This is a genomic window from Variovorax atrisoli 110B, assembly GCF_000382045.1.
GTDB classification, from domain to species: Bacteria; Pseudomonadota; Gammaproteobacteria; order Burkholderiales; family Burkholderiaceae_C; genus Variovorax; species Variovorax atrisoli.
Genome location: NZ_KB907450.1, coordinates 1,346,624 through 1,367,515, shown reverse-complemented (window position 1 = coordinate 1,367,515; position 20,892 = coordinate 1,346,624). Strand labels below are relative to the sequence as shown.

22 protein-coding genes and 1 tRNA gene are annotated in these 20,892 nt (G+C 66.2%); 16 read left to right on the top strand and 7 right to left on the bottom strand.

The features are described 5' to 3' along the window. The first annotated feature begins 93 nt into the window (after positions 1-93). From accC to G369_RS0106495, 3 genes are read left to right on the top strand one after another with little or no spacing between them, the layout of a single operon-like run. Complete coding sequence (accC, locus tag G369_RS0106505) at positions 94-2,142, top strand: acetyl-CoA carboxylase biotin carboxylase subunit (RefSeq protein WP_019653175.1); 2,049 nt, start codon at positions 94-96, stop codon at positions 2,140-2,142. Next, complete coding sequence (gene bioB, locus G369_RS35480) at positions 2,142-3,170, top strand: biotin synthase BioB (RefSeq protein ID WP_019653174.1); 1,029 nt, start codon at positions 2,142-2,144, stop codon at positions 3,168-3,170. The genes accC and bioB overlap by 1 nt, the downstream gene beginning before the upstream one ends. Next, the gene (locus tag G369_RS0106495) at positions 3,167-3,658 is read left to right on the top strand and encodes a VOC family protein (RefSeq protein WP_019653173.1); all 492 of its coding nucleotides are present in this window, start codon (positions 3,167-3,169) and stop codon (positions 3,656-3,658) included. The genes bioB and G369_RS0106495 overlap by 4 nt, the downstream gene beginning before the upstream one ends. On the opposite strand, the gene G369_RS0106490 is transcribed toward G369_RS0106495, so the two are convergent. Continuing rightward, a complete protein-coding gene (locus tag G369_RS0106490) occupies positions 3,648-4,145 on the bottom strand; it encodes an Lrp/AsnC family transcriptional regulator (RefSeq protein WP_019653172.1) in 498 nt (165 codons plus the stop codon). The genes G369_RS0106495 and G369_RS0106490 overlap by 11 nt on opposite strands. A gap of 144 nt (positions 4,146-4,289) precedes the next feature. On the opposite strand from G369_RS0106490, the gene yedA reads away from it, so the two are divergent. Then, entirely contained in the window at positions 4,290-5,201 is a 912-nt protein-coding gene (gene yedA, locus G369_RS0106485) for a drug/metabolite exporter YedA (protein WP_019653171.1), read from the top strand. Positions 5,202-5,310: 109 nt separating this feature from the next. Here yedA and G369_RS0106480 read toward each other — a convergent pair whose 3' ends face one another. The 4 genes from G369_RS0106480 to G369_RS0106465 all read right to left on the bottom strand — a co-directional run bounded on the left by G369_RS0106480 (position 5,311) and on the right by G369_RS0106465 (position 9,372). Then, positions 5,311-5,949, bottom strand: coding sequence for a LysE family translocator (locus G369_RS0106480; protein WP_019653170.1), 639 nt, complete (start codon positions 5,947-5,949; stop codon positions 5,311-5,313). Then, a complete protein-coding gene (locus G369_RS0106475; protein ID WP_019653169.1) occupies positions 5,946-6,581 on the bottom strand; it encodes an RnfABCDGE type electron transport complex subunit B in 636 nt (211 codons plus the stop codon). The genes G369_RS0106480 and G369_RS0106475 overlap by 4 nt, the downstream gene beginning before the upstream one ends. Positions 6,582-6,610: 29 nt before the next feature. After that, a complete protein-coding gene (locus G369_RS0106470) occupies positions 6,611-8,017 on the bottom strand; it encodes a polyhydroxyalkanoate depolymerase (RefSeq protein ID WP_019653168.1) in 1,407 nt (468 codons plus the stop codon). A gap of 158 nt (positions 8,018-8,175) precedes the next feature. Next, positions 8,176-9,372 carry an amino acid aminotransferase gene (locus tag G369_RS0106465; protein WP_019653167.1) on the bottom strand — a complete coding sequence of 399 codons (1,197 nt, stop codon included), beginning with the start codon at positions 9,370-9,372 and terminating at the stop codon, positions 8,176-8,178. A gap of 105 nt (positions 9,373-9,477) precedes the next feature. Here G369_RS0106465 and uvrB point away from each other — a divergent pair, with 105 nt between their 5' ends. From uvrB to G369_RS0106415, 10 genes are all read left to right on the top strand, one after another. Beyond that, positions 9,478-11,595, top strand: a complete 2,118-nt coding sequence (uvrB, locus tag G369_RS0106460) for an excinuclease ABC subunit UvrB (RefSeq protein WP_019653166.1) — start codon at positions 9,478-9,480, stop codon at positions 11,593-11,595. Positions 11,596-11,829: 234 nt separating this feature from the next. Continuing rightward, positions 11,830-12,366, top strand: coding sequence for a Fe-S cluster assembly transcriptional regulator IscR (iscR, locus tag G369_RS0106455; protein ID WP_007828186.1), 537 nt, complete (start codon positions 11,830-11,832; stop codon positions 12,364-12,366). 91 nt (positions 12,367-12,457) lie between these two features. Next, positions 12,458-13,678 (top strand): IscS subfamily cysteine desulfurase, encoded by a 1,221-nt coding sequence (locus G369_RS0106450; protein ID WP_019653164.1) that lies wholly within the window; start codon positions 12,458-12,460, stop codon positions 13,676-13,678. Between the two features lie 65 nt (positions 13,679-13,743). Beyond that, a complete protein-coding gene (gene iscU, locus G369_RS0106445; RefSeq protein WP_019653163.1) occupies positions 13,744-14,166 on the top strand; it encodes a Fe-S cluster assembly scaffold IscU in 423 nt (140 codons plus the stop codon). A 1-nt stretch (position 14,167) separates the two neighbouring features. Next, positions 14,168-14,491: an iron-sulfur cluster assembly protein IscA gene (iscA, locus tag G369_RS0106440; RefSeq protein ID WP_026346233.1), complete on the top strand. Its 324-nt coding sequence runs from the start codon at positions 14,168-14,170 to the stop codon at positions 14,489-14,491. Between the two features lie 68 nt (positions 14,492-14,559). Continuing rightward, positions 14,560-15,078, top strand: coding sequence for a Fe-S protein assembly co-chaperone HscB (gene hscB, locus G369_RS0106435; protein WP_019653161.1), 519 nt, complete (start codon positions 14,560-14,562; stop codon positions 15,076-15,078). A gap of 4 nt (positions 15,079-15,082) precedes the next feature. Then, on the top strand, positions 15,083-16,945 hold the full coding sequence (gene hscA / locus G369_RS0106430) for a Fe-S protein assembly chaperone HscA (RefSeq protein WP_019653160.1): 1,863 nt from the start codon (positions 15,083-15,085) through the stop codon (positions 16,943-16,945). Positions 16,946-16,954: 9 nt separating this feature from the next. Next, positions 16,955-17,293, top strand: a complete 339-nt coding sequence (gene fdx, locus G369_RS0106425; protein WP_019653159.1) for an ISC system 2Fe-2S type ferredoxin — start codon at positions 16,955-16,957, stop codon at positions 17,291-17,293. A gap of 16 nt (positions 17,294-17,309) precedes the next feature. Continuing rightward, positions 17,310-18,026 (top strand): DNA polymerase III subunit epsilon, encoded by a 717-nt coding sequence (gene dnaQ, locus G369_RS0106420; protein WP_019653158.1) that lies wholly within the window; start codon positions 17,310-17,312, stop codon positions 18,024-18,026. A gap of 87 nt (positions 18,027-18,113) precedes the next feature. Then, a tRNA-Val gene (locus G369_RS0106415) sits at positions 18,114-18,188 on the top strand. A gap of 85 nt (positions 18,189-18,273) precedes the next feature. Here the strand turns inward: G369_RS0106415 and G369_RS0106410 are convergent. After that, positions 18,274-18,657 carry a hypothetical protein gene (locus G369_RS0106410; protein ID WP_020722965.1) on the bottom strand — a complete coding sequence of 128 codons (384 nt, stop codon included), beginning with the start codon at positions 18,655-18,657 and terminating at the stop codon, positions 18,274-18,276. Next, complete coding sequence (locus tag G369_RS0106405; protein ID WP_019653156.1) at positions 18,648-19,250, bottom strand: peptidoglycan recognition protein family protein; 603 nt, start codon at positions 19,248-19,250, stop codon at positions 18,648-18,650. The genes G369_RS0106410 and G369_RS0106405 overlap by 10 nt, the downstream gene beginning before the upstream one ends. Positions 19,251-19,523: 273 nt before the next feature. On the opposite strand from G369_RS0106405, the gene G369_RS0106400 reads away from it, so the two are divergent. Both G369_RS0106400 and G369_RS0106395 read left to right on the top strand, forming a co-directional pair. Beyond that, the gene (locus G369_RS0106400; protein WP_019653155.1) at positions 19,524-19,646 is read left to right on the top strand and encodes a hypothetical protein; all 123 of its coding nucleotides are present in this window, start codon (positions 19,524-19,526) and stop codon (positions 19,644-19,646) included. A gap of 46 nt (positions 19,647-19,692) precedes the next feature. After that, on the top strand, positions 19,693-20,796 hold the full coding sequence (locus G369_RS0106395; RefSeq protein WP_019653154.1) for an NAD(P)/FAD-dependent oxidoreductase: 1,104 nt from the start codon (positions 19,693-19,695) through the stop codon (positions 20,794-20,796). Positions 20,797-20,892 lie beyond the last annotated feature (96 nt).

The following is a 20,892-nucleotide window of genomic DNA, read 5'->3' as shown; positions in this document are numbered from 1 at the left end:
GTCGCTTCGCCAACCCCCTACCGGGGGCGACACCGGCGGCCCGGCAAAGCCGGTTCCGCGGTGTTCCCTTGAAAGACATTGGACGTAAATAGCATGTTCAAGAAAATCCTGATTGCCAACCGCGGCGAGATCGCCTGCCGTGTGATTCAGACGGCCAAGAAGATGGGCATCCTCACAGTCGCCGTCTATTCCGACGCCGACAAGGAGGCCCGACACGTCGAGCTCGCCGACGAGGCCGTGCACATCGGCGCCGCGCCCAGCCGCGAGAGCTACCTGCAGGCCGATCGCATCATCGCGGCCTGCAAGAAGACCGGCGCCGAGGCCGTGCACCCGGGCTACGGCTTCCTGTCGGAGAACGAGGCCTTCGCGCGGCAGGTCGAGGAAGAGGGCATCGCCTTCATCGGGCCCAAGCACTACTCGATCGCGGCCATGGGCGACAAGATCGCCTCCAAGAAGCTCGCGAACGAGGCCAAGGTCAACACCATTCCGGGCTGGAACGACGCCATCGAGACGGCGGAGCGTGCGGTCGAGATCGCGAAGGACATCGGCTACCCGGTGATGATCAAGGCCTCGGCCGGCGGCGGCGGCAAGGGTCTGCGCGTGGCCTTCAACGACAAGGAAGCCTTCGAGGGCTTCACCTCCTGCCGCAACGAGGCGCGCAACAGCTTCGGCGACGACCGCGTGTTCATCGAGAAGTTCGTCGAGGAGCCGCGCCACATCGAGATCCAGGTGCTGGGCGACTCGCACGGCAATGTCATCTACCTGAACGAGCGCGAGTGCTCCATCCAGCGCCGCCACCAGAAGGTGATCGAGGAGGCGCCGTCGCCCTTCATCAGCGACGCCACGCGCAAGGCGATGGGCGAGCAGGCCGTGGCGCTGGCCAAGGCGGTGAAGTACCAGAGCGCGGGCACGGTGGAGTTCGTGGTCGGCAAGGACCAGAGCTTCTACTTCCTCGAGATGAACACCCGCCTGCAGGTGGAGCACCCGGTGACGGAGTGCATCACCGGCCTCGACCTGGTCGAATTGATGATCCGCGTGGCCGCCGGCGAGAAGCTGCCGCTGACGCAGGAGCAGGTGAAGCGCGAGGGCTGGGCCATCGAGTGCCGCATCAATGCCGAGGACCCGTTCCGCAATTTCCTGCCTTCCACCGGCCGGCTGGTGAAGTTCCAGCCGCCGGGCGAGACCATGTTCGCGAGCGACACGCAGCACCTGAACGGCGTGCGCGTGGACACCGGCGTGTACGAGGGCGGCGAGATTCCGATGTACTACGACTCGATGATCGCCAAGCTCATCGTGCACGGAAAGGACCGCCAGCATGCGATCGCCCGCATGCGCGAGGCGCTCAACGGCTTCGTGATCCGCGGCATCAGCAGCAACATCCCGTTCCAGGCGGCACTGCTGGCGCATCCGAAGTTCGTCTCGGGCGACTTCAACACCGGCTTCATCGCCGAGCACTACGGCAAGGGCTTCCACGCCGAGGACGTGCCGCACGCTGATCCCTCGTTCCTGGTCGCGCTGGCGGCCTACGTGCATCGCCGCTACCGCGCGCGGGCGTCGGGCATCAGCGGGCAGCTCGAAGGGCACGGTGTGAAGGTGGGCGAGCAGTTCGTGGTGGTCGAGCTGGGGCCCGAAGGCAAGCACGTGCACCACCCGGTCTCGGTGACCGACTTCCACGGCAAGACCGGCGCGAGCTCGGTGACCGTGGACGGCAAGACCTACAAGATCGACAGCAACTCCACCCTGGGTGCGATCCGCGTGCAGGGCATCGCCAACGACAAGCCCTTCACGGCGCAGGTGGAGCGCGGCGCGGGCAAGAGCCCGCTGGCGCTGCGCGTGTCGCACGACGGCACGCAGATCGAGGCGATGGTGCTGTCGCCGCTGGGCGCGCGGCTGCTCGAGCTCATGCCGTACAAGGCGCCGCCGGACCTCAGCAAGTTCCTGATGTCGCCGATGCCGGGGCTGCTGGTGGAGGTGTCGGTGCAGCCGGGGCAGCAGGTGCGCGCCGGCGAGAAGCTGGCCGTCATCGAAGCCATGAAGATGGAGAACGTGCTCTTCGCCGCGCAGGACGGCGTGGTGGGCAAGATTTCGGCGAACAAGGGCGAATCGCTCGCCGTCGATCAGATCATTCTGGAGTTCAACTGATGGGTGCCAACGACTTCCAACAAGCAGTCACGCTCCACCGGCCCGCGAAGATCGCGACGCCGCAAGGTCCGTGGTCCGTCGAGGCGATCCAGGCGCTGCTCGACAAGCCGCTGATGGAATTGCTGTTCGAGGCGCAGACCGTGCACCGCCAGCATTTCCCCGAAGGCGACATCGAGCTGGCCACGCTGCTGTCGGTGAAGACCGGCGGCTGCCCCGAGAACTGCGGCTACTGCCCGCAGTCGGCCGAGTTCGACACCGGCGTGAAGGCGCAGAAGCTCATGGAGGTGGAAGAGGTGGTCCGCGCCGCGCAGGCGGCCAAGGACGCCGGTGCCACGCGCTTCTGCATGGGCGCCGCATGGCGCGCACCGAAGGACCGCGACGTCGAGAAGGTCGCCGTGCTCGTCGAGGCCGTCAAAGGCCTCGGCATGCAGACCTGCGCCACGCTGGGCATGCTGGAGCCGCACCACGCGCACCAGCTCAAGGCCGCCGGCCTCGACTACTACAACCACAACCTCGACACCGCGCCCGAGTACTACACCGACGTGGTCGACACGCGCACCTACCAGGACCGTCTCGACACGCTGGCCAACGTGCGCAGCGCCGGCATCAGCGTGTGCTGCGGCGGCATCGTCGGCATGGGCGAGCAGCCGGTGCACCGCGCAGGGCTGATCGCGCAGCTGGCCAACCTGAATCCGTACCCGGAATCGGTACCCATCAACAGCCTGGTGCGCGTGCCCGGCACGCCGCTGGCCGACTCGGAGCCGGTCGACCCCTTCGACTTCGTGCGCATGATCGCCGTCGCGCGCATCACGATGCCGACCGCGCGCGTGCGTCTGTCCGCCGGCCGCCAGCAGATGGGCGATGCGGTGCAGGCGCTGTGCTTCATGGCGGGTGCCAATTCGATCTTCTACGGCGACAAGCTGCTCGTCACCGGCAACCCCGACGTCGAGGCCGACACGGTGCTGCTGCGCAAGCTCGGCCTGAATGCGCGCCAGGTGCAGGAGCAGGCGGAAGGGTGTGCAGTATGACCGCCGTCACCGAGCGTCCCTTCAAGGTGCTGGGCATCCAGCAGATCGCCATTGGCGGGCCCGACAAGCTGCGGCTGCAGAAGCTGTGGGTCGACATGCTGGGGCTCGAGGTCACCGGCACCTTCAAGAGCGAGCGCGAGAACGTCGACGAGGACATCTGCGCGATGGGCGCGGGCCCGTTCAAGGTCGAGGTCGACCTGATGCAGCCGCTGGACCCCGAGAAGAAACCCGCCGTCCACACGACGCCGCTGAACCACGTGGGCCTGTGGATCGACGACCTGCCCAGGGCTGTCGAATGGCTCACTGCCCAGGGAGTGCGCTTCGCGCCGGGCGGCATCCGGAAAGGTGCGGCGGGCTTCGACATCTGCTTCCTGCACCCGAAGGCGAACGACGAGTTCCCGATCGCGGGCGAGGGCGTGCTCATCGAGATGGTGCAGGCGCCGCCCGAGGTTGTGGCGGCCTTCGGCGCGCTGGCCGCTACGCGTTGACGATCTTCCTGATGGGCGGCTTTACGTCCGAACTGCGCGGCGGCAGCATCGGCTGGTGCTCGCGCGCCGGGTTCAGGATGATCGAGGTCGCCGTCTCGGTCAGGATGCAGAACTTGGTGACCACCGCGTCGAGGTGGCTCACGTCGATCACTGCGATCTCTAGGATCCAGCTGTCCTCGCCGGTCACGTTGTAGGCATTGACGCATTCGGGCGTCTCCTGCACGAGCCTCACGACCAGATCGTAGTCGGCACGGCCGACGCGGATGATGGCGCGGATGCCGTAGCCCAGCTTGCCGAGGTTGACGGTGGCGCGGTAGCCGCTGATGACGCCGGCGGCCTCCAGCTTCTTCACGCGCTCGGTCACGGCTGGCTGGCTCAGGTGCACGCGACGGCCCAGTTCGGCCATGGTCAGGCGCGCGTCGGCCTGCAGTTCGGCCAGGATGCGGGTGTCGTGAGCGTCCAGGGCGGGGTTCAAGGCGAAGTCCATGCAACTCCTTCAAATCGACGGTGGGAAGAGCGCAGAACCATGAAACATGCATGGCTGCGCCGGGTCGGCTTTCATACCATGACCGACGCCCCGAGACCACCCTGACATCGGGCGCCAAGACCCAAGACAAGAAGAGACACCTCGATGCCGACCCTCGCTTCTCCCGCACACGCCTCGCCCGGCGCCGCCCGGCCAGGGCTGCCGCCGCTGCTGTGGCTCTGCCTCGCCGCCACGTGGCTGGTGTGGGGCTCGACATACCTCGCGATCAAGTACGCGCTGATCAGCTTCCCGCCTTTCCTGCAGATGGGCTCGCGCTTCCTGTTCGCGGGCGTGCTGCTCGCGGCCTGGATGCGCTGGCGCGGGGCGCCGTGGCCGTCGCTCGCGCAATGGCGCAACGCCCTGATCGTCGGCGCGCTGATGCTGGGCGGCGGCATGGGCGGAACGGCCTACGCCGAGGTGTCGATCGGCTCGGGGCTGGTGGTGGCGTTCATTGCGGTGATTCCGCTGCTGATCGCGCTGCTAAACCTGATATGGGGCGTGAAGCCGTCGAAGCTGGAAGCAGCCGGCATCGCGCTCGGCCTCGTCGGCGTGCTGATGCTCACGCAGGGCAGCGGCTTCCGCGCGTCGCCTGAGGGGCTGGTGGCGATCTGCATCGCGACCGCCTGCTGGTCGCTGGGCAGCGTGCTGAGCCAGCGCAGCCTGCCGCTCGCGCCCGGCGCGATGGGCTTCGCGAGCGAGATGCTCTGCGGTGGCGTGGTGCTGATGGGGCTGGCGGCCGTCTCGGGTGAGACCATGAGCTGGCCGCCTCGGCCCGAGGCGCTCGCCGCCTGGGTCTACCTGGTGGTGTTCGGCTCGCTGATCGCCTTCAATGCCTACATGGTGCTGCTGGCGCGTGCGCCGGCCGGCCTGGCCGCGAGCTACACCTTCGTCAACCCGGTGATCGCGATGCTGCTGGGCGTGTGGATCGCCAACGAGGCCGTCACGCGCTTCGAGTGGTACGCCGTGGCCGTCGTGCTGGCCGGCGTGCTGCTGATGCTCTTCAAGCGCAGAGGTTGAACCGGTATTGCCAGGAACACCGCGGAACCGGCTTTGCCAGGCCGCAGGTGTTGCCCCGGAAGGGGGTGGCGCAGCGACACGAAGTGCGCGAAGCCTGGGGGAGAACTTGTTACAAGCCGGGGCGGCGCCACACGGCCAGCGTGGCGGCCAGCAGCCACATGCCGGCCGCGCAGCCGCGGTTCATCAACCTGATGCCGCGCTGCGAGAGGAACCGCACGGCCTGCGTGCCGGCGCCCGCGTAGGCCAGCATCACGCAGGTGTCGAGCGCGACGAACACCGCGCCCAGCAGCAGGTACTGCGGGCCCTGCGGCTTCGTGATGTCGACGAACTGCGGCAGGAAGGCCGCGAAGAACAGCACCGTCTTCGGGTTCGACAGCGCCACCGCGAGGCTGCGCAGGAGGGCGATGCGCCCGTGCGGCCGCGCTTCGAGCGGCGACCTGGCCAGCGCGGTGCGCAGGTCGGTCGCCTCGCTGCGCCAGAGCTTGATGCCCAGCCAAACCAGATAGGCCACGCCGGCCACGCGGATGGCATTGAAGAGCCATTCGGAGGCCGCCAGCAGCGACCCCAGCCCGAGCGCCACGACCGCGATCAGCGTGCTGCTGCCCAGCGACGCTCCCGCGATGCCCCAGCTCGCGCGGCGCATGCCGCCTTCGATGCCGTTGGACAGCGCCAGCAGCATCGTCGGCCCGGGAATCAGGGCCAGCGCCAGCGAGGCGACGACGTAGATCAGCAGGGTGTCGAGCGTCATGCTTTGCCAGCGGGAGGGCGTCGCTGCAGGGAGGAGGCGCGGGCGCGCGCCAGGGCGGCCTCGACGATGGAGCGCTTGCGGGCGTCGGCGTCCTGGGGGGCTTCGGCTTCGGGGGCTGTTTCGGCAAGGCGGGCGTCGGTGTTGCGGTGCCTGCCGTGCACCTCGTAGCGGGCGCGCGCGCTGTCGGCTTGCTCGGCCGACCAGGCCTGCCAGCCGCTGCGGCCCGGCGTCTCGACCTCGAGCGAGATGCAATCGACGGGGCAGACCGGAATGCACAGCTCGCAGCCCGTGCAATGGGCCTCGATCACCGTGTGCATGCGCTTGTTGATGCCCACGATGGCGTCGGTGGGGCAGGCGTCGAGGCACAGCGTGCAGCCGATGCACCAGGCCTCGTCGATCACGGCCATGGCGCGCGGACCTTCGATGCCGAACTGGGGATCGAGGGGCAGGGCTGGGCGGCCGGTGATGCGGGAGAGCCGCTCTATGCCTTCGGCGCCGCCCGGCGGGCACTGGTTGATGCCGGCCTCGCCGTCGGCCACGGCCTGCGCGTAGCCTGCGCAATCCGGGTAGCCGCAACGTGTGCACTGCGTCTGAGGCAGTGCGTCGTTGATGCGTGCGGCGAGCCCGTTCACCTGGCTGTTGTCGTCGATGCGCGGCCGCCTCAGGAGGCGGCGCGCTTCTTCGCCGCCACGGTGGCGGTCTTCTTCGCCGGCGCCTTCTTGGCGGCGACCGAAGCGGGAATCCTGCGCCCGGGCTTGACGGTGTCTTCGGCGCCCAGGCCGCCGCGGCTGCTGGCGCGGCTTTGCGGCTGGTCATTGGCGGCGATGAACTTCAGCATCTTGGGGTAGACCAGTTCGCGCCAGCGGCGGCCGCTGAAGATGCCGTAGTGGCCGGCGCCCTTGACCTCGTAGTGCTCGCGCTTGTCGTTCGCGATGCCGGTGCACAGGCTGTGCGCGGCCTCGGTCTGGCCCGAGCCCGAGATGTCGTCGAGCTCGCCTTCGACGGTGAGCAGGGCGGTCGAGCGGATGTCCTGCGGGCGCACGCGCTCCAGCTGGCCCTTGGGGTTGCGCACATCCCACGTGCCGTTGACCAGGTCGAACTCCTGGAACACCGTGCGGATGGTCTCGAGGTAGTAATCGGCGTCCATGTCGAGCACGGCGTTGTACTCGTCGTAGAACTTGCGGTGGGCCTCGGCGCTGGCGTCGTCGCCCTTGATCAGGTTCTTGAAGTAGTCGTAGTGACTGCTGGCGTGGCGGTCGGGGTTCATCGCCACGAAGCCGGTGTGCTGCAGGAAGCCCGGATACACCCTGCGGCCCTCGCCAGGGAAGCCTTGCGGCACGCGATAGATCACGTTGTTCTCGAACCACTCGAAGCTCTTGTTCATTGCAAGGTTGTTCACCGCGGTGGGCGACTTTCGAGCGTCGATGGGGCCGCCCATCATCGTCATGGTGAGCGGCAGGGTCTCGCCGCGGCTGGCCATGAGCGAGACGGCCGCGAGCACCGGCACGGTCGGCTGGCACACGCTCACCACGTGGCAGTTGCCGTATTCGGCCTGCAGGCGGCGGATGAACTCCTGCACGTAGTTGACGTAGTCGTCGAGGTGGAACTCGCCTTCGGCGAGCGGCACCATGCGTGCGTTCTTCCAGTCGGTGATGTAGACCTTGTGATCCTGCAGCATGGTGCGCACGGTGTCGCGCAGCAGCGTGGCGTAGTGGCCCGACAGGGGCGCCACGATCAGCACCACGGGCTGGCTCTTGAGCGTCTTGAGGGTGTGCGGATCGTCCGTGAAGCGCTTGAAGCGGCGCAGCTCGCAGAAGGGCTTGTCGAACTCGACGACCTCCTGGATCACCACTTCCGCGCCATCGACCTTGACCGACTTGATGTTGAACTCGGGCTTCTCATAGTCCTTGCCCAGGCGGTAGAGCAGGTCGTAGCTCGCGGCCATGCGCTGGGAGATCGGAAGCTGGCCCCACACGGCACCAGGGCTGTAGAGCTTGGAGGCCGCCTGTGCGAAGTCCGCAAACGGCTCCATCAGGGAACGCTGGGCTTCGTAGAGTTGATAGAGCATCGGAGGTCTTGGAGTGGAATGTTGCGGCGCAATATATCAGCGCATCCGCTGCGTTGCAGGAGGCCTAACCCCTACATTCACTCGCCGCCGGGGCTCTTCCGGGAAAGAGTGTGAAGGAATCGTCGCCCGTGGCGGATTCCCTCACACATTGCTGTCACCTAGATGACTTTGGCGATCGAAGCGCAGACGTGCTCGATGTTCTTGCTGTTGAGCGCGGCCACGCACATGCGGCCGGTGTCGGTGCCGTACACGCCGAACTCGCTGCGCAGGCGCACCATCTGGTCCTTGGTGAGGCCCGAGTAGCTGAACATGCCGATCTGGGTGGTGATGAAGCTCATGTCTTCCTTCACGCCGGCAGCCTTCAGGCCGTCGACCAGCGCCTGGCGCATGGCCTTGATGCGCACGCGCATCTCGCCCAGTTCCTTCTCCCAGAGGGTGCGCAGCTCGGGGTTGCCGAGCACTGCGGCCACCACGGCGCCGCCGTGCGTGGGCGGGTTGCTGTAGTTGGTGCGGATGGCGATCTTGAGCTGCGACAGCACGCGGGCGGCTTCTTCCTTGTTCTCGCACAGCACCGACAGGGCGCCGACGCGCTCGCCGTAGAGACTGAAGCTCTTGGAGAACGAGGTCGAGACGAAGAAGGTCAGGCCGGCAGCCACGAACTTGGCGACGGCCGCGCCGTCTTCCTTCAGGCCGTAGCCGAAGCCCTGGTAGGCCATGTCGAGGAAGGGCACCAGGCCCTTCGCCTTGACGGCGGCGACCACCTGGTCCCACTGGGCCGGGGTGATGTCGTAGCCGGTCGGGTTGTGGCAGCAGGCGTGCAGCACGACGATGGTGCCGGCGGGAGCTGCGTTGAGCGCGGCCAGCATGCCGTCGAAGTTGATGCCGCGCTTGGCGGCGTCGTAGTAGGGGTAGCTCTCGACTTCGAAGCCGGCGTTGGTGAAGAGCGCGCGGTGGTTTTCCCAGCTCGGGTCGCTGATCAGCACCTTGGCGTTGGGGTTGAGCTTCTTCAGGAAGTCGGCGCCGACCTTCAGGCCACCCGTGCCGCCGATGGCCTGGATGGTGGCGACGCGGCCGGAGGTGACGGGCTCGCTGTCGGCACCGAAGACCAGCGCCTTGACGGCGTTGTCGTAGGCGGCGATGCCGTCGATGGGGAGGTAGCCGCGCGCGGTGGGCGCTTTCATCATGTTCTGCTCGGCCGCCTGCACGCACTGCAGCAGGGGCAGCTTGCCGTTGTCGTCGTAATAGACGCCGACGCCGAGATTGACCTTGTTGGGGTTGGTGTCGGCTGCGAATTGTTCGTTGAGGCCGAGGATCGGGTCGCGCGGTGCCATTTCGACCGCGGTGAACATAGACATGGAAAGGTCCTTTGGGATGAAAGCTGCGCTGCAACCGGATGAGGCTTTATGCTTTCCGGTTGCCTTGAATTTTACCGGCGCGAGCGCCACCTGTCGGGAACAGCCATGCCAGAGAACAACGAAGCCATAGCAGACCTGAAGAAACTCGACCCGAGCGGGCCGGCGAAACAGGGCGAATTCGTCAAATTTCCCGGCTCGCCCTTCGAGCTCTACCAGCCCTATCCGCCTGCCGGCGACCAGCCCGCGGCCATCGAGGGGCTGGTGGAGGGCGTGAAGGACGGCGAGTCGTTCCAGACCCTGCTGGGCGTGACCGGCTCGGGCAAGACCTTCACCATGGCCAACGTGATCGCCCGCATGGGCCGTCCCGCCATCGTGTTCGCGCCCAACAAGACACTGGCGGCGCAGCTGTACAGCGAGTTCCGCGAGTTCTTCCCCAAGAACGCCGTGGAGTACTTCGTCAGCTACTACGACTACTACCAGCCCGAGGCCTACGTGCCCCAGCGCGACCTGTTCATCGAGAAGGACTCGTCGATCAACGAGCACATCGAGCAGATGCGCCTGTCGGCCACAAAAAGCGTGCTGGAGCGGCGCGACACGGTCATCGTGGCCACGGTGAGCGCGATCTACGGCATCGGTACCCCCGAGGACTACATGGAGATGCGGCTGATTGCCCGCGTCGGCGACAAGGTCGGCCAGCGCGACCTCATCTCGCAGCTGATCCGCATGCAGTACACGCGCAACGAGCAGGACTTCGCGCGCGGCACGTTCCGGGTGCGCGGCGACACCATCGACGTGTTTCCGGCCGAGCACAGCGAGCTGGCGATCCGATTCGAGCTGTTCGACGACGAGATCGAGTCGCTGCAGCTCTTCGACCCGCTGACCGGGCGCATCCGGCAGAAGGTGCCGCGCTTCACCGTGTACCCGTCGAGCCACTACGTGACGCCGCGGGACAAGGTGCTGGCGGCGGTGGAGACCATCAAGATCGAACTGGCCGAGCGGCTCAAGGAACTGGTCGGCGCCGGCAAGCTGGTGGAGGCGCAGCGGCTGGAGCAGCGCACGCGCTTCGACCTGGAGATGCTGTCGGAAATCGGTCACTGCAAGGGCATCGAGAACTACACGCGGCACCTTTCGGGCGCCGCCCCGGGCGACCCGCCACCCACGCTGACCGACTACCTGCCGAAGGACGCCCTGATGTTCCTCGACGAGAGCCACCAGATGGTCGGCCAGCTCGGCGGCATGTACAACGGCGACCGCGCGCGAAAGCTCACGCTGGTCGAGTACGGCTTCCGCCTGCCGAGCGCCCTGGACAACCGGCCGCTCAAGCTGGAGGAGTTCGAGGCCCGTGTGCGGCAGTGCATCTTCGTGTCGGCCACGCCGGCGCAGTACGAGAAGGACCATGCCGGCAACGTGGTCGAGCAGCTGGTGCGGCCTACCGGCCTGATCGACCCCGAGGTCGAGGTGCGTCCCGCCACCCACCAGGTCGACGACGTGCTGGGCGAGATACGCACGCGCGTCGAGAAGAACGAGCGGGTGCTGATCACCACGCTGACCAAGCGCATGGCCGAGCAGTTGACCGACTACCTGGGCGACAACGGCGTGAAGGTGCGCTACCTGCACAGCGACGTCGATACGGTGGAGCGGGTGGAGATCCTGCGCGACCTGCGGCTGGGCACATTCGACGTGCTGGTGGGCATCAACCTGCTGCGCGAGGGGCTGGACATTCCGGAGGTGTCGCTGGTGGCGATCCTCGATGCCGACAAGGAAGGCTTCCTGCGCGCGGAGCGCTCGCTGATCCAGACCATCGGCCGCGCCGCGCGGAACCTGAACGGCAAGGCGATCCTCTACGCCGACAGGATGACCGACTCGATGAAGAAGGCCATCGACGAAACCGAACGCCGCCGCGCCCGCCAGATCGCGTACAACGAGGCCAACGGCATCACGCCGCGCAGCATCGTCAAGCAGGTGCGCGACCTGATCGACGGCGTCTACAGCGAAAAGAGCGGCAAGGAGGCCGCCAAGCTCGACCTGGAACGCGCCAAGGTCGAGGACATGAGCGAGAAGGACATCTCCCGGGAGATCAAGCGGCTCGAAAAGCAGATGCTGGAGCACGCCCGCAATCTCGAGTTCGAGAAGGCGGCCCGCGTCCGCGACCAGCTGGCCCTGCTTCGGGAGCAGGCTTTCGGGGCTTCCGGCGGCGACAACATCGTCAGCATCGGGAAGTAGCGCGAACGTCTTCAAGCCCGGATCGGGCCGCGCTGGGGTTTACCCGAGCAGACCTCGGGGCCTTCTGTTATACTTGAGCGAAATACTCAACAACAACCAGAAGAACTTCGCGATGAAGGACCGACTCCTACTGACTGGTTCACCAGCGTCAGGGGCCGGGCAGGGCGGAGACGAAGTCACCGCGGTCCTGGACCAAGGTGTCGTTTCAACGGTAAGCACTTGAAGGAGCTTGCGATGCGTCTCACTACCAAAGGCCGTTTTGCGGTCACAGCCATGATCGATCTGGCGTTGCGTCAGAACACCGGTCCGGTCACGCTGGCCGCGATCAGCCAGCGGCAGCAGATCTCGCTGTCGTACCTCGAACAGCTGTTCGGCAAGCTGCGCCGCCACGAGCTGGTCGAGTCGACCCGTGGCCCCGGCGGCGGCTACAGTCTCGGCCGCAAGGCCGCGGACATCACCGTGGCCGACATCATCGTCTCCGTCGACGAACCCATCGACGCCACCCAGTGCGGTGGCAAGGAAAACTGCCTCGGCGAAGCCGGCCGTTGCATGACCCACGAGCTCTGGGCCTCGCTGAACCAGCGCATGGTCGAGTTCCTCGACTCCGTCACGCTGCAGAAGCTGGTCGACGACCAGATCGCCAAGGGCGTGCAGATCGAGAACAAGCCGGTCGTCAAGCGCGCGATCTCCGCGCAGCCGGTGGTCAAGCCGATTCGCGTGAACGCGCCGAATTCGGTGTTCGCGCTCGGGAACGCTTTCGCCAAGTCCTGATAGCGCCGAGTCAGAGTCCCGGCGGCGCCTTCGGGCGCCAGCCTGAGCAGCCCAGATCAAAGAACAACCCCCACGCCAGCACGAGCCAGCCATGGACGTAACTCCTCATTTCCCGATCTATCTCGATTACGGCGCGACCACGCCGGTCGACCCTCGTGTGGTCGACGCCATGATTCCCTGGTTGCGCGAGCACTTCGGCAACCCGGCGTCGCGCAGCCACGCATGGGGCTGGGAGGCTGAAGAGGCGGTCGAGAAGGCGCGCGGCCAGGTGGCGGAGCTCATCAACGCCGACCCGCGCGAGATCGTCTGGACCTCGGGCGCCACGGAGTCGATCAACCTCGCCCTCAAGGGCGCGGCCAATTTCTACAAGGGCAAGGGCAAGCACCTCATCACCCTGAAGACCGAGCACAAGGCCGTGCTCGACACCATGCGCGAACTGGAGCGCCAGGGCTTCGAGGTCACCTACCTCGACGTCGAGGAAAACGGGCTTGTCGACCTGGAGGAGTTCAAGGCAGCGATCCGTCCCGACACCATCCTGGTCAGCGTGCTCTTCGTGAACAACGAGATCGGAGTGATCCAGGATGTGGTCTCCATCGGCAACATCTGCCGCGAGAAGGGCATCGTCTTCCACGTCGACGCTGCCCAGGCCACCGGCAAGATCGACATCGACGTCACGAAGCTGCCCATCGACCTGATGAGCCTGGCTTCGCACAAGACCTATGGCCCCAAGGGCATCGGCGCGCTGTTCGTGCGACGCAAGCCGCGCGTGCGCCTGGAAGCGCAGATGCACGGTGGTGGCCATGAGCGCGGCATGCGCTCGGGCACGCTGCCCACGCACCAGATCGTCGGCATGGGCGAGGCCTACCGCATCGCCAAGCTGGAGATGCACAAGGACATCGAGCACGCGCGCCGCCTGCAGAAGCGCCTGCTCGACGGCCTGAAGGACATCGAGCAGGTGTTCATCAACGGCGACCTCGAGCACCGCGTGCCGCACAACCTGAACATGAGCTTCAACTACGTCGAGGGCGAGTCGCTGATCATGGGCATCAAGGGCCTGGCGGTGTCGTCGGGTTCGGCCTGCACCTCGGCCAGCCTCGAGCCCAGCTACGTGCTGCGGGCGCTGGGCCGCAGCGACGAACTGGCCCACAGCAGCCTGCGCATGACCATCGGCCGCTTCACGACCGAAGAAGAAATCGACTACGCCATTTCGACCATCAAGCACAACGTTGCCAAGCTGCGCGAGCTGAGCCCCCTGTGGGAGATGTTCCAGGACGGCGTCGACATCAGCACGATCCAGTGGTCGGCCCACTGACCCGGGAAACGACAGGTCAGGCCCGCACCAGGCACCACGATTGAACAAAGTTTGAGAGGTACACCATGGCATATTCTTCCAAGGTCATCGACCACTACGAGAACCCGCGCAACGTCGGCTCCTTCGAAAAGGGCGACGACTCCGTCGGCACCGGCATGGTCGGCGCACCGGCCTGCGGCGACGTGATGAAGCTGCAGATCAAGGTCAACCCCGAAACCGGCGTGATCGAAGACGCACGCTTCAAGACCTACGGCTGCGGCTCGGCCATCGCCTCGTCGTCGCTCGTGACCGAATGGGTCAAGGGCAAGACGCTCGACGAAGCGGCTGCGCTCAAGAACGCGCAGATCGCCGAGGAGCTGGCACTGCCGCCGGTGAAGATCCACTGCTCCATCCTGGCGGAAGATGCCATCAAGGCAGCGGTGAACGACTACAAGGCCAAGCACGGCGCGAAGACCGAAACCGGTGCCGCTGCCGAAGCTGTCCACTGACATGGCCGTCACGCTGACAGAAGCCGCTGCCCGACACGTCACCCGCTACCTCGGCAAGAGGGGCAAGGGGGTGGGTGTGCGGCTGGGCGTGAAGACCACGGGTTGCTCGGGCCTGGCCTACAAGCTCGAGTACGTGGACGAACTGGCGCCGGAGGACGTGGTCTTCGAAGACCACGGCGTGAAGGTGCTGGTCGACCCGAAGAGCCTTGCCTATATCGACGGTACGCAGCTCGACTTCGTGCGCGAGGGCCTGAACGAGGGCTTCAAGTTCAACAACCCCAACGAACGCGACCGCTGCGGCTGCGGGGAAAGCTTCCGCATCTGAACTGATGCGCCGTCGCTGACTGCGACCACGGCCGCCAACACGTCATGTGCTGGCGGTTTTTTCTTGCCATGAACCTGAACGACACCGACTTTCAACTGTTCGCCGTCCCGGCGACCTTCGCGCAGGAACGCGAGGTGCTCGACGCGCGCTGGAAGGAACTGCAGCGCGAGGCCCACCCGGACCGCTTCGCCGCGCAGGGCGCTGCGGCGCAGCGCGTGGCCATGCAGTGGTCGGTGCGCATCAACGAGGCCTACCAGCGGCTGAAGGACCCGATCCGACGCGCCAGCTACATCTGCGAGCTGAACGGCGCGCCGCTCGACGCCGAGAACAACACGGCGATGCCGCCCGAGTTCCTGATGCAGCAGATGGAATGGCGCGAGTCGCTCGACGAGGTGGCTGACATCGCTTCGCTCGAAAAGCTCCATGCGGAGGTGGAGGCCGGCCGCACGAAGGCGCTGTCGTCGCTCGACTGGCTCATCGACGAGAAGGGCGATTACCCCGCCGCAGCCAAGCAGGTGAGAGCCCTCATGTTCATTGAGCGCTTCGCACAGGACGTCGAAGCCAAGTTCGATCAGTTGGGACAATAGACGCATGGCTCTTCTCCAGATTTCAGAACCCGGCCAGGCGCCCGATCCGCATCAGCGCCGCATCGCAGTCGGCATCGACCTGGGCACCACGCACTCGCTGGTCGCCTCGGTGCGCAACGGCGTGGCCGAATGCCTGCCCGACGACCAGGGACGCCTGCTGCTGCCTTCGGCGGTGCGGTACCTCGAAGGCGATCGCCGCCAGATCGGGTACGACGCGCTGGCTGCGCGCGCGCAGGACCCGGCCAACACCATCACCTCTGTGAAGCGCCTGATGGGCCGCGGCCTGGCCGACATCGCGAACCGCGAGTCGATGTCGTACCGCATCGGCAGCGGCGACGGCGGCATGGTCAAGGTGCAGACGCTCGCGGGCGAGAAGTCGCCGGTCGAGATCAGTGCCGAGATCCTTGCCACGCTGCGCTTCCGCGCGGAAGACACCTTCGACGACGAGCTCTACGGCGCCGTCATCACCGTGCCGGCGTACTTCGACGAAGGCCAGCGCCAGGCGACCAAGGACGCCGCGCAGCTCGCCGGCCTCAACGTACTGCGCCTGATCAGCGAGCCGACGGCCGCGGCCATCGCCTACGGCCTGGACAACGCGAGCGAAGGCGTCTACGCGGTGTACGACCTGGGTGGCGGCACCTTCGACATCTCGATCCTGCGTCTCACGCAGGGCGTGTTCGAGGTGATCGCCACTGGCGGCGACTCGGCCCTCGGCGGCGACGACTACGACCATGCGCTGACGGATTTCGTGCTTGCGCAGACGAGCGTGCAAGCCGCCAGCGACGCCGACAAGGCCGCGCTGCTCGTGGCCGCCCGTGCCGCGAAAGAGGCGCTGACCGATTCGGAGACGGTCGTGTTCAAGGCCGAAGTCGCAGGCAAGACGGTTTCGCTCGACGTCACGCGCGAGCAGTTCTACTCGGCCACCCAATCGCTCACCGATCGCACCATTGCTGCCGTGCGAAAGGCGCTGCGCGACGCGAAGCTCAAGGCGGAAGAACTGAAGGGCATCGTTCTGGTTGGCGGCTCCACGCGCATGCCGCAGGTTCGCCGCGCGGTGGCCGATTTCTTCGGCCGCGAGCCGCTGGTGAACCTGAACCCTGACGAAGTCGTGGCGCTGGGCGCCGCCATCCAGGCCAACCAGCTCGCCGGCAACAACGGTGCGGGCGAACTGCTGCTGCTCGACGTGATCCCGCTGTCGCTCGGCATCGAGACCATGGGCGGGCTCGTCGAGCGCATCGTGCCGCGCAACCAGACCATCCCGACCGCGATGGCGCAGGACTTCACCACCTACCAGGACGGCCAGACCGCACTGGCGCTGCACGTGGTGCAGGGCGAGCGCGACCTCGTGGCCGACTGCCGAAGCCTCGCGCGCTTCACGCTGCGCGGCATTCCGCCGATGGCCGCCGGTGCGGCGCGCATCCGCGTGACCTTCACGGTCGACGCCGACGGCCTGCTGAGCGTCAGCGCGAAGGAGCAGACCAGCGGCGTCGAGGCCAGCGTGGCGGTCAAGCCCTCGTACGGCCTGTCGGACGACCAGATCGCGACCATGCTGCAGGAGAGCTTCTCCACCGCGCAGCAGGACATGCAGGCCCGCGCACTGGTCGAGGCGCGCGTCGATGCCGATCGCATGCTGCTGGCCACGCAGAGCGCGCTCGATGCCGATGGCGACCTGCTGAGCGACGAAGAGCGCGCGGCCATCGACGCATCGATGGCCCAGCTGCGCGAAGCCGCCAAGGGCGGCAGCGACGCCGCCGCCATCGAGGCAGCGACCAAGAAGCTGGCCGACGACACGGAAGCCTTCGCCGCACAGCGCATGAACGCGGGCATCGCGCGCGCGCTTGCCGGGCGCAAGGTCGAATCTCTCTAGAACAACGACATGCCCACGATCAAGATCTACCCGCATCCCGAGTACTGCCCCGAAGGCGCAGAAATCACCGCGCCCGCCGGCACCTCGATCTGCGAGGCGCTGCTCGACAACCACATCGACATCGAGCACGCCTGCGAGATGAGCTGCGCCTGCACCACCTGCCACGTGATCGTGCGCGAGGGCTTCAACTCGCTGAACGAGGCGGAAGAGGGCGAGGAAGACCTGCTCGACCGCGCCTGGGGCCTGGAGCCGCAGTCGCGCCTGAGTTGCCAGGCGATCCTTGCGCAGGAGAATGTGACGATCGAGATCCCGAAGTACTCGATCAACCACGCCAAGGAAAACCACTGATGAGCAGGGAGAGCACATGAGTCGCCAGATCGTCCTCGACACCGAAACCACCGGCCTTTCCGCCGAGAACGGCGATCGCATCATCGAGCTCGGCTGCGTGGAGCTGTTCAACCGAAAGCTCACCGGCAACGACCTGCACATCTATTTCAACCCGGAGCGCGAGAGCCACGAGGACGCGCTCAAGGTCCACGGCCTGACGACCGACTTCCTGCGCGACAAGCCGAAGTTCGGCACGCTGGCCAACGACATCGTCGAGTACCTGCGCGACGCCGAGATCATCATCCACAACGCGGCGTTCGACGTCGGCTTCCTCAACAAGGAGTTCGAGCGCGTGGGCCTGCCGCCGCTGCGCACCTTCGTCAGCGAAGTGACCGACACGCTGGCGATGGCCAAGCAGGTGTACCCCGGCAAGCGCAATTCGCTCGACGCGCTGTGCGACCGCTTCGGCGTCGACCGCTCCAACCGCACCTTCCACGGCGCCAAGCTCGACGCCCAGCTGCTGGCGGACGTCTACATCAACCTCACGCGCGGACAGGATGCGCTGCTCATCGACGTGGCGGCCGCGGAGCCAGTGCAGGGGACGACCGTCGTTGCCGTCGACCTGAGCCAGTTCGAACTGCCGGTGATCATGGCGGCCGAGCACGAGCTGACCGCGCACGAGGCCGTGCTGGCCCAACTCGACAAATCCAGCGGTGGCCGAACGCTGTTTCGCGAAAACATTGCAGTTTCTTGAAAGCAGCTGAAAAGCTATGGCATAATCTGAGGCTTCGCAGAACGCGATACGTTTTCTAGGCACTGAGGCAAAAAGCAGCGGTGCCAAGGGCGGTTAGCTCAGGGGTAGAGCACAGCATTCACACTGCTGGGGTCGGAGGTTCGAAGCCTCCACCGCCCACCAAATCAAAAAGCGACCTGGATTTCCAGGTCGCTTTTTTGTTTTGTGCGCCCAACGCGCAGTGGGCTGTTCTCCGTGCCTCGTCTGGCTACTTCGTGTCGCCGAGCAGATCGCCGCAGTCGTCGCACGCGAAGTACATCTTCTGCTCGCCGCATTGCACCGAGCCCGTCGCGCCGGCTCGGATCTGCCAGTCGCACGACTTGCCCTGGCGCAGCAGCGTGCCTTCTGCATAGCAGGGCGCCAGTTCGTAGTTGTCATGCAGCGTCTTGTAGTCGACCTCGCGGGCTTTCGAGAAGAACTCCCGCGCTTGCCCGTGGTTGCGCGGCACATCCGAGCTGCGGCAGGTGGCCGGCGAGTCCGAGTGGAAGTCGGCGACGTAGATGTTGCTGAACGCGGGGTCGCGCGTCGTCGCGCAGGATGCGAGGAGCATCGTGCCCACCGCGAGCCCCAGGGCACGGAGTCTCACTTCCATATCGCCGAGCTCGCTTCGCCAGGGTTCTTGTACGACACCGTCGGGTGCCTGTAGACATCCTCCGGCTTGAGGTTGAACTGCGCGTACAGCACGTCGATGAGCCATTGAAGCGAAGTGTTCTGCGCCGCGGTCACGGCCTCGTAGTTCCTGTCGTCGATGTGCATGCCGACCAGCTCGATGCCGATCGAATCGCCGTTCACCGGATAGCGGTCCGGGTAGGGCTTCGCGCGCTCGTGCGCGTCGATCGCGTTGATCTGGCTGACCCAAGACATCGCCAGCATCCTGGCCATGGCGCCCGTGTCGCAGGTGCTCCTGTCGATGGTCAGGCACTTCGACTTGATGAGCTTGCCGACGTGGTAGCAGCGCGCGAGGACGCTCGCCGTCTGGTAGATCTGGCCGTTCTTGTCGATGAGAAAGTGGGCGCCGTTGCCGCCCACCTGGTAGCCGTTGAGGCTGGATTCGGCAGTGGGCGAATCGGTCTGGTGGATCACGATGGCGGCCACGCCGGAGAGGGTGCCGTGTTCGATTCCTGGCGATCTTCGGAGGATCACCTTGGGGTCGATCAGCATCCCGTTTGCATCGATGGTGGACATTTTTCTCCCTGAAGAAAATGACGCGATGGCTGGTGCGATGACGCTTGTCTGCCGAAGGCGCCGGCAGCGCGAGGCAGTACAACACATCCGCAGTCGATGCCCAAGTCGCAGGAAGTAGTAACGCTGCCCTCGAGCGACACTGCGGCAGCGCAGTCATGACCATGACATGAAGCCTCGATCTCCACTGTCGGCACGCGCCGACGGCAAGTGCAGCCGAGTGCTGTCGATCTTTTCTCCCGCGAGGCTTAGAACCTGAGTGAAAGGAGCACTGCCATGGCCACTCATCCCGACATTCCGCCGCCTGTCGCACCGGATCTGCCCGTAGAGCCCGACGAAGGGCCCGAGAAGCAGCCCGACGAGCCGACCGATCCCGAGCCGCCGCCCTCGGTGCTGTGAGCCCGCGGCGCGCCGATGTCGGTGCGAGCCGCGCTAAGCTCGCGCGATGGACGAAATAGATTGCGCCGTCATCGGCGGTGGTGTGGTTGGGCTGGCTGTCGCGCGCGCGTTGGCTCTCGCGGGCCGGGAGGTGCTGGTGCTCGAGTCCGAAGGTGCCATCGGCACGGGAACGAGTTCGCGCAACAGCGAGGTCATTCATGCCGGCATCTACTATCCCCAGGGTTCGCTCAAGGCGAGACTCTGCGTGGAGGGCAAGCAGATGCTGTATGCCTATGCGGCCGAGCGCGGCGTGCCGCACCAGCGCTGCGGCAAGCTGATCGTGGCGACCTCTCCCGAGCAGGCGGCGCAGCTCGAAGCCATCCAGAAGAAGGCGGCTGCCAACGGCGTGGACGATCTGGTCCTGCTCACGGCGCAGCAGGCCATTGCCATGGAGCCGCAACTGCGTTGCATCGCGGCGCTCCATTCGCCGAGCACCGGCATCGTCGACAGCCACGCACTCATGCTGAGCCTGCTGGGCGACCTGGAGAACGCTGGCGGAATGCTGGCGCTGAAGTCGCCCATCACGCGCGCCGAGTGCGGCGATGGCGCGATCGTGCTGACGGCGGAAGACGGCACCGTGCTGCGTTGCCGCAGCGTGGTCAATGCGGCGGGACTGGGCGCTCCTGCACTGGCCCGGCGCTTCGAGGGCCTGCCGGCATCGTCGGTACCGAAGGAGTACTTCGCCAAGGGCAACTACTTCACCCTGTCGGGCCGTGCGCCTTTCAGCCGCCTCGTCTACCCGGTGCCCGAGCCGGCCGGGCTGGGCGTTCATCTCACGATCGACCTGGGTGGGCAGGCCAAGTTCGGGCCCGACGTCCAGTGGGTGGCCTCGCCCGACGACCTGGTGGTGGATCCCTTGCGCGGCGAGGGTTTCTATGCCGAGGTCCGCAAGTACTGGCCCGCGCTGCCGGACGGGGCGCTCATACCGGGCTATGCGGGCATGCGTCCCAAGATTTCCGGACCTGGCGAGCCGGCAGCCGACTTCATGATCGACGGGCCTGCGTCGCACGGCGTGCAGGGGCTGGTAAACCTCTTCGGCATCGAGTCGCCAGGCCTCACGAGCAGCCTGGCCATCGGGCGACACGTCGCCAGCATGCTGGCCGGAGCGTGATCGAGGAGGCTTCGGATGTCAGACGATACCCATCGTGCGACAAAGTCTGCACATCTGTAGCGCCCGAGGGCCTTTCGAGCCTGTAACATGACAGCA

Excerpts from the sequence above, each read along its gene's own strand:
- accC (WP_019653175.1), top strand. The coding sequence starts at position 94 with ATGTTCAAGAAAATCCTGATTGCCAACCGCGGCGAGATCGCCTGCCGT.
- bioB (WP_019653174.1), top strand. The coding sequence starts at position 2,142 with ATGGGTGCCAACGACTTCCAACAAGCAGTCACGCTCCACCGGCCCGCG.
- G369_RS0106495 (WP_019653173.1), top strand. The coding sequence starts at position 3,167 with ATGACCGCCGTCACCGAGCGTCCCTTCAAGGTGCTGGGCATCCAGCAG.
- G369_RS0106490 (WP_019653172.1), bottom strand. The coding sequence starts at position 4,145 with ATGGACTTCGCCTTGAACCCCGCCCTGGACGCTCACGACACCCGCATC.
- yedA (WP_019653171.1), top strand. The coding sequence starts at position 4,290 with ATGCCGACCCTCGCTTCTCCCGCACACGCCTCGCCCGGCGCCGCCCGG.
- G369_RS0106480 (WP_019653170.1), bottom strand. The coding sequence starts at position 5,949 with ATGACGCTCGACACCCTGCTGATCTACGTCGTCGCCTCGCTGGCGCTG.
- G369_RS0106470 (WP_019653168.1), bottom strand. The coding sequence starts at position 8,017 with ATGCTCTATCAACTCTACGAAGCCCAGCGTTCCCTGATGGAGCCGTTT.
- G369_RS0106465 (WP_019653167.1), bottom strand. The coding sequence starts at position 9,372 with ATGTCTATGTTCACCGCGGTCGAAATGGCACCGCGCGACCCGATCCTC.
- uvrB (WP_019653166.1), top strand. The coding sequence starts at position 9,478 with ATGCCAGAGAACAACGAAGCCATAGCAGACCTGAAGAAACTCGACCCG.
- iscR (WP_007828186.1), top strand. The coding sequence starts at position 11,830 with ATGCGTCTCACTACCAAAGGCCGTTTTGCGGTCACAGCCATGATCGAT.
- G369_RS0106450 (WP_019653164.1), top strand. The coding sequence starts at position 12,458 with ATGGACGTAACTCCTCATTTCCCGATCTATCTCGATTACGGCGCGACC.
- iscU (WP_019653163.1), top strand. The coding sequence starts at position 13,744 with ATGGCATATTCTTCCAAGGTCATCGACCACTACGAGAACCCGCGCAAC.
- iscA (WP_026346233.1), top strand. The coding sequence starts at position 14,168 with ATGGCCGTCACGCTGACAGAAGCCGCTGCCCGACACGTCACCCGCTAC.
- hscB (WP_019653161.1), top strand. The coding sequence starts at position 14,560 with ATGAACCTGAACGACACCGACTTTCAACTGTTCGCCGTCCCGGCGACC.
- hscA (WP_019653160.1), top strand. The coding sequence starts at position 15,083 with ATGGCTCTTCTCCAGATTTCAGAACCCGGCCAGGCGCCCGATCCGCAT.
- fdx (WP_019653159.1), top strand. The coding sequence starts at position 16,955 with ATGCCCACGATCAAGATCTACCCGCATCCCGAGTACTGCCCCGAAGGC.
- dnaQ (WP_019653158.1), top strand. The coding sequence starts at position 17,310 with ATGAGTCGCCAGATCGTCCTCGACACCGAAACCACCGGCCTTTCCGCC.
- G369_RS0106410 (WP_020722965.1), bottom strand. The coding sequence starts at position 18,657 with ATGGAAGTGAGACTCCGTGCCCTGGGGCTCGCGGTGGGCACGATGCTC.
- G369_RS0106405 (WP_019653156.1), bottom strand. The coding sequence starts at position 19,250 with ATGTCCACCATCGATGCAAACGGGATGCTGATCGACCCCAAGGTGATC.
- G369_RS0106400 (WP_019653155.1), top strand. The coding sequence starts at position 19,524 with ATGGCCACTCATCCCGACATTCCGCCGCCTGTCGCACCGGATCTGCCC.
- G369_RS0106395 (WP_019653154.1), top strand. The coding sequence starts at position 19,693 with ATGGACGAAATAGATTGCGCCGTCATCGGCGGTGGTGTGGTTGGGCTG.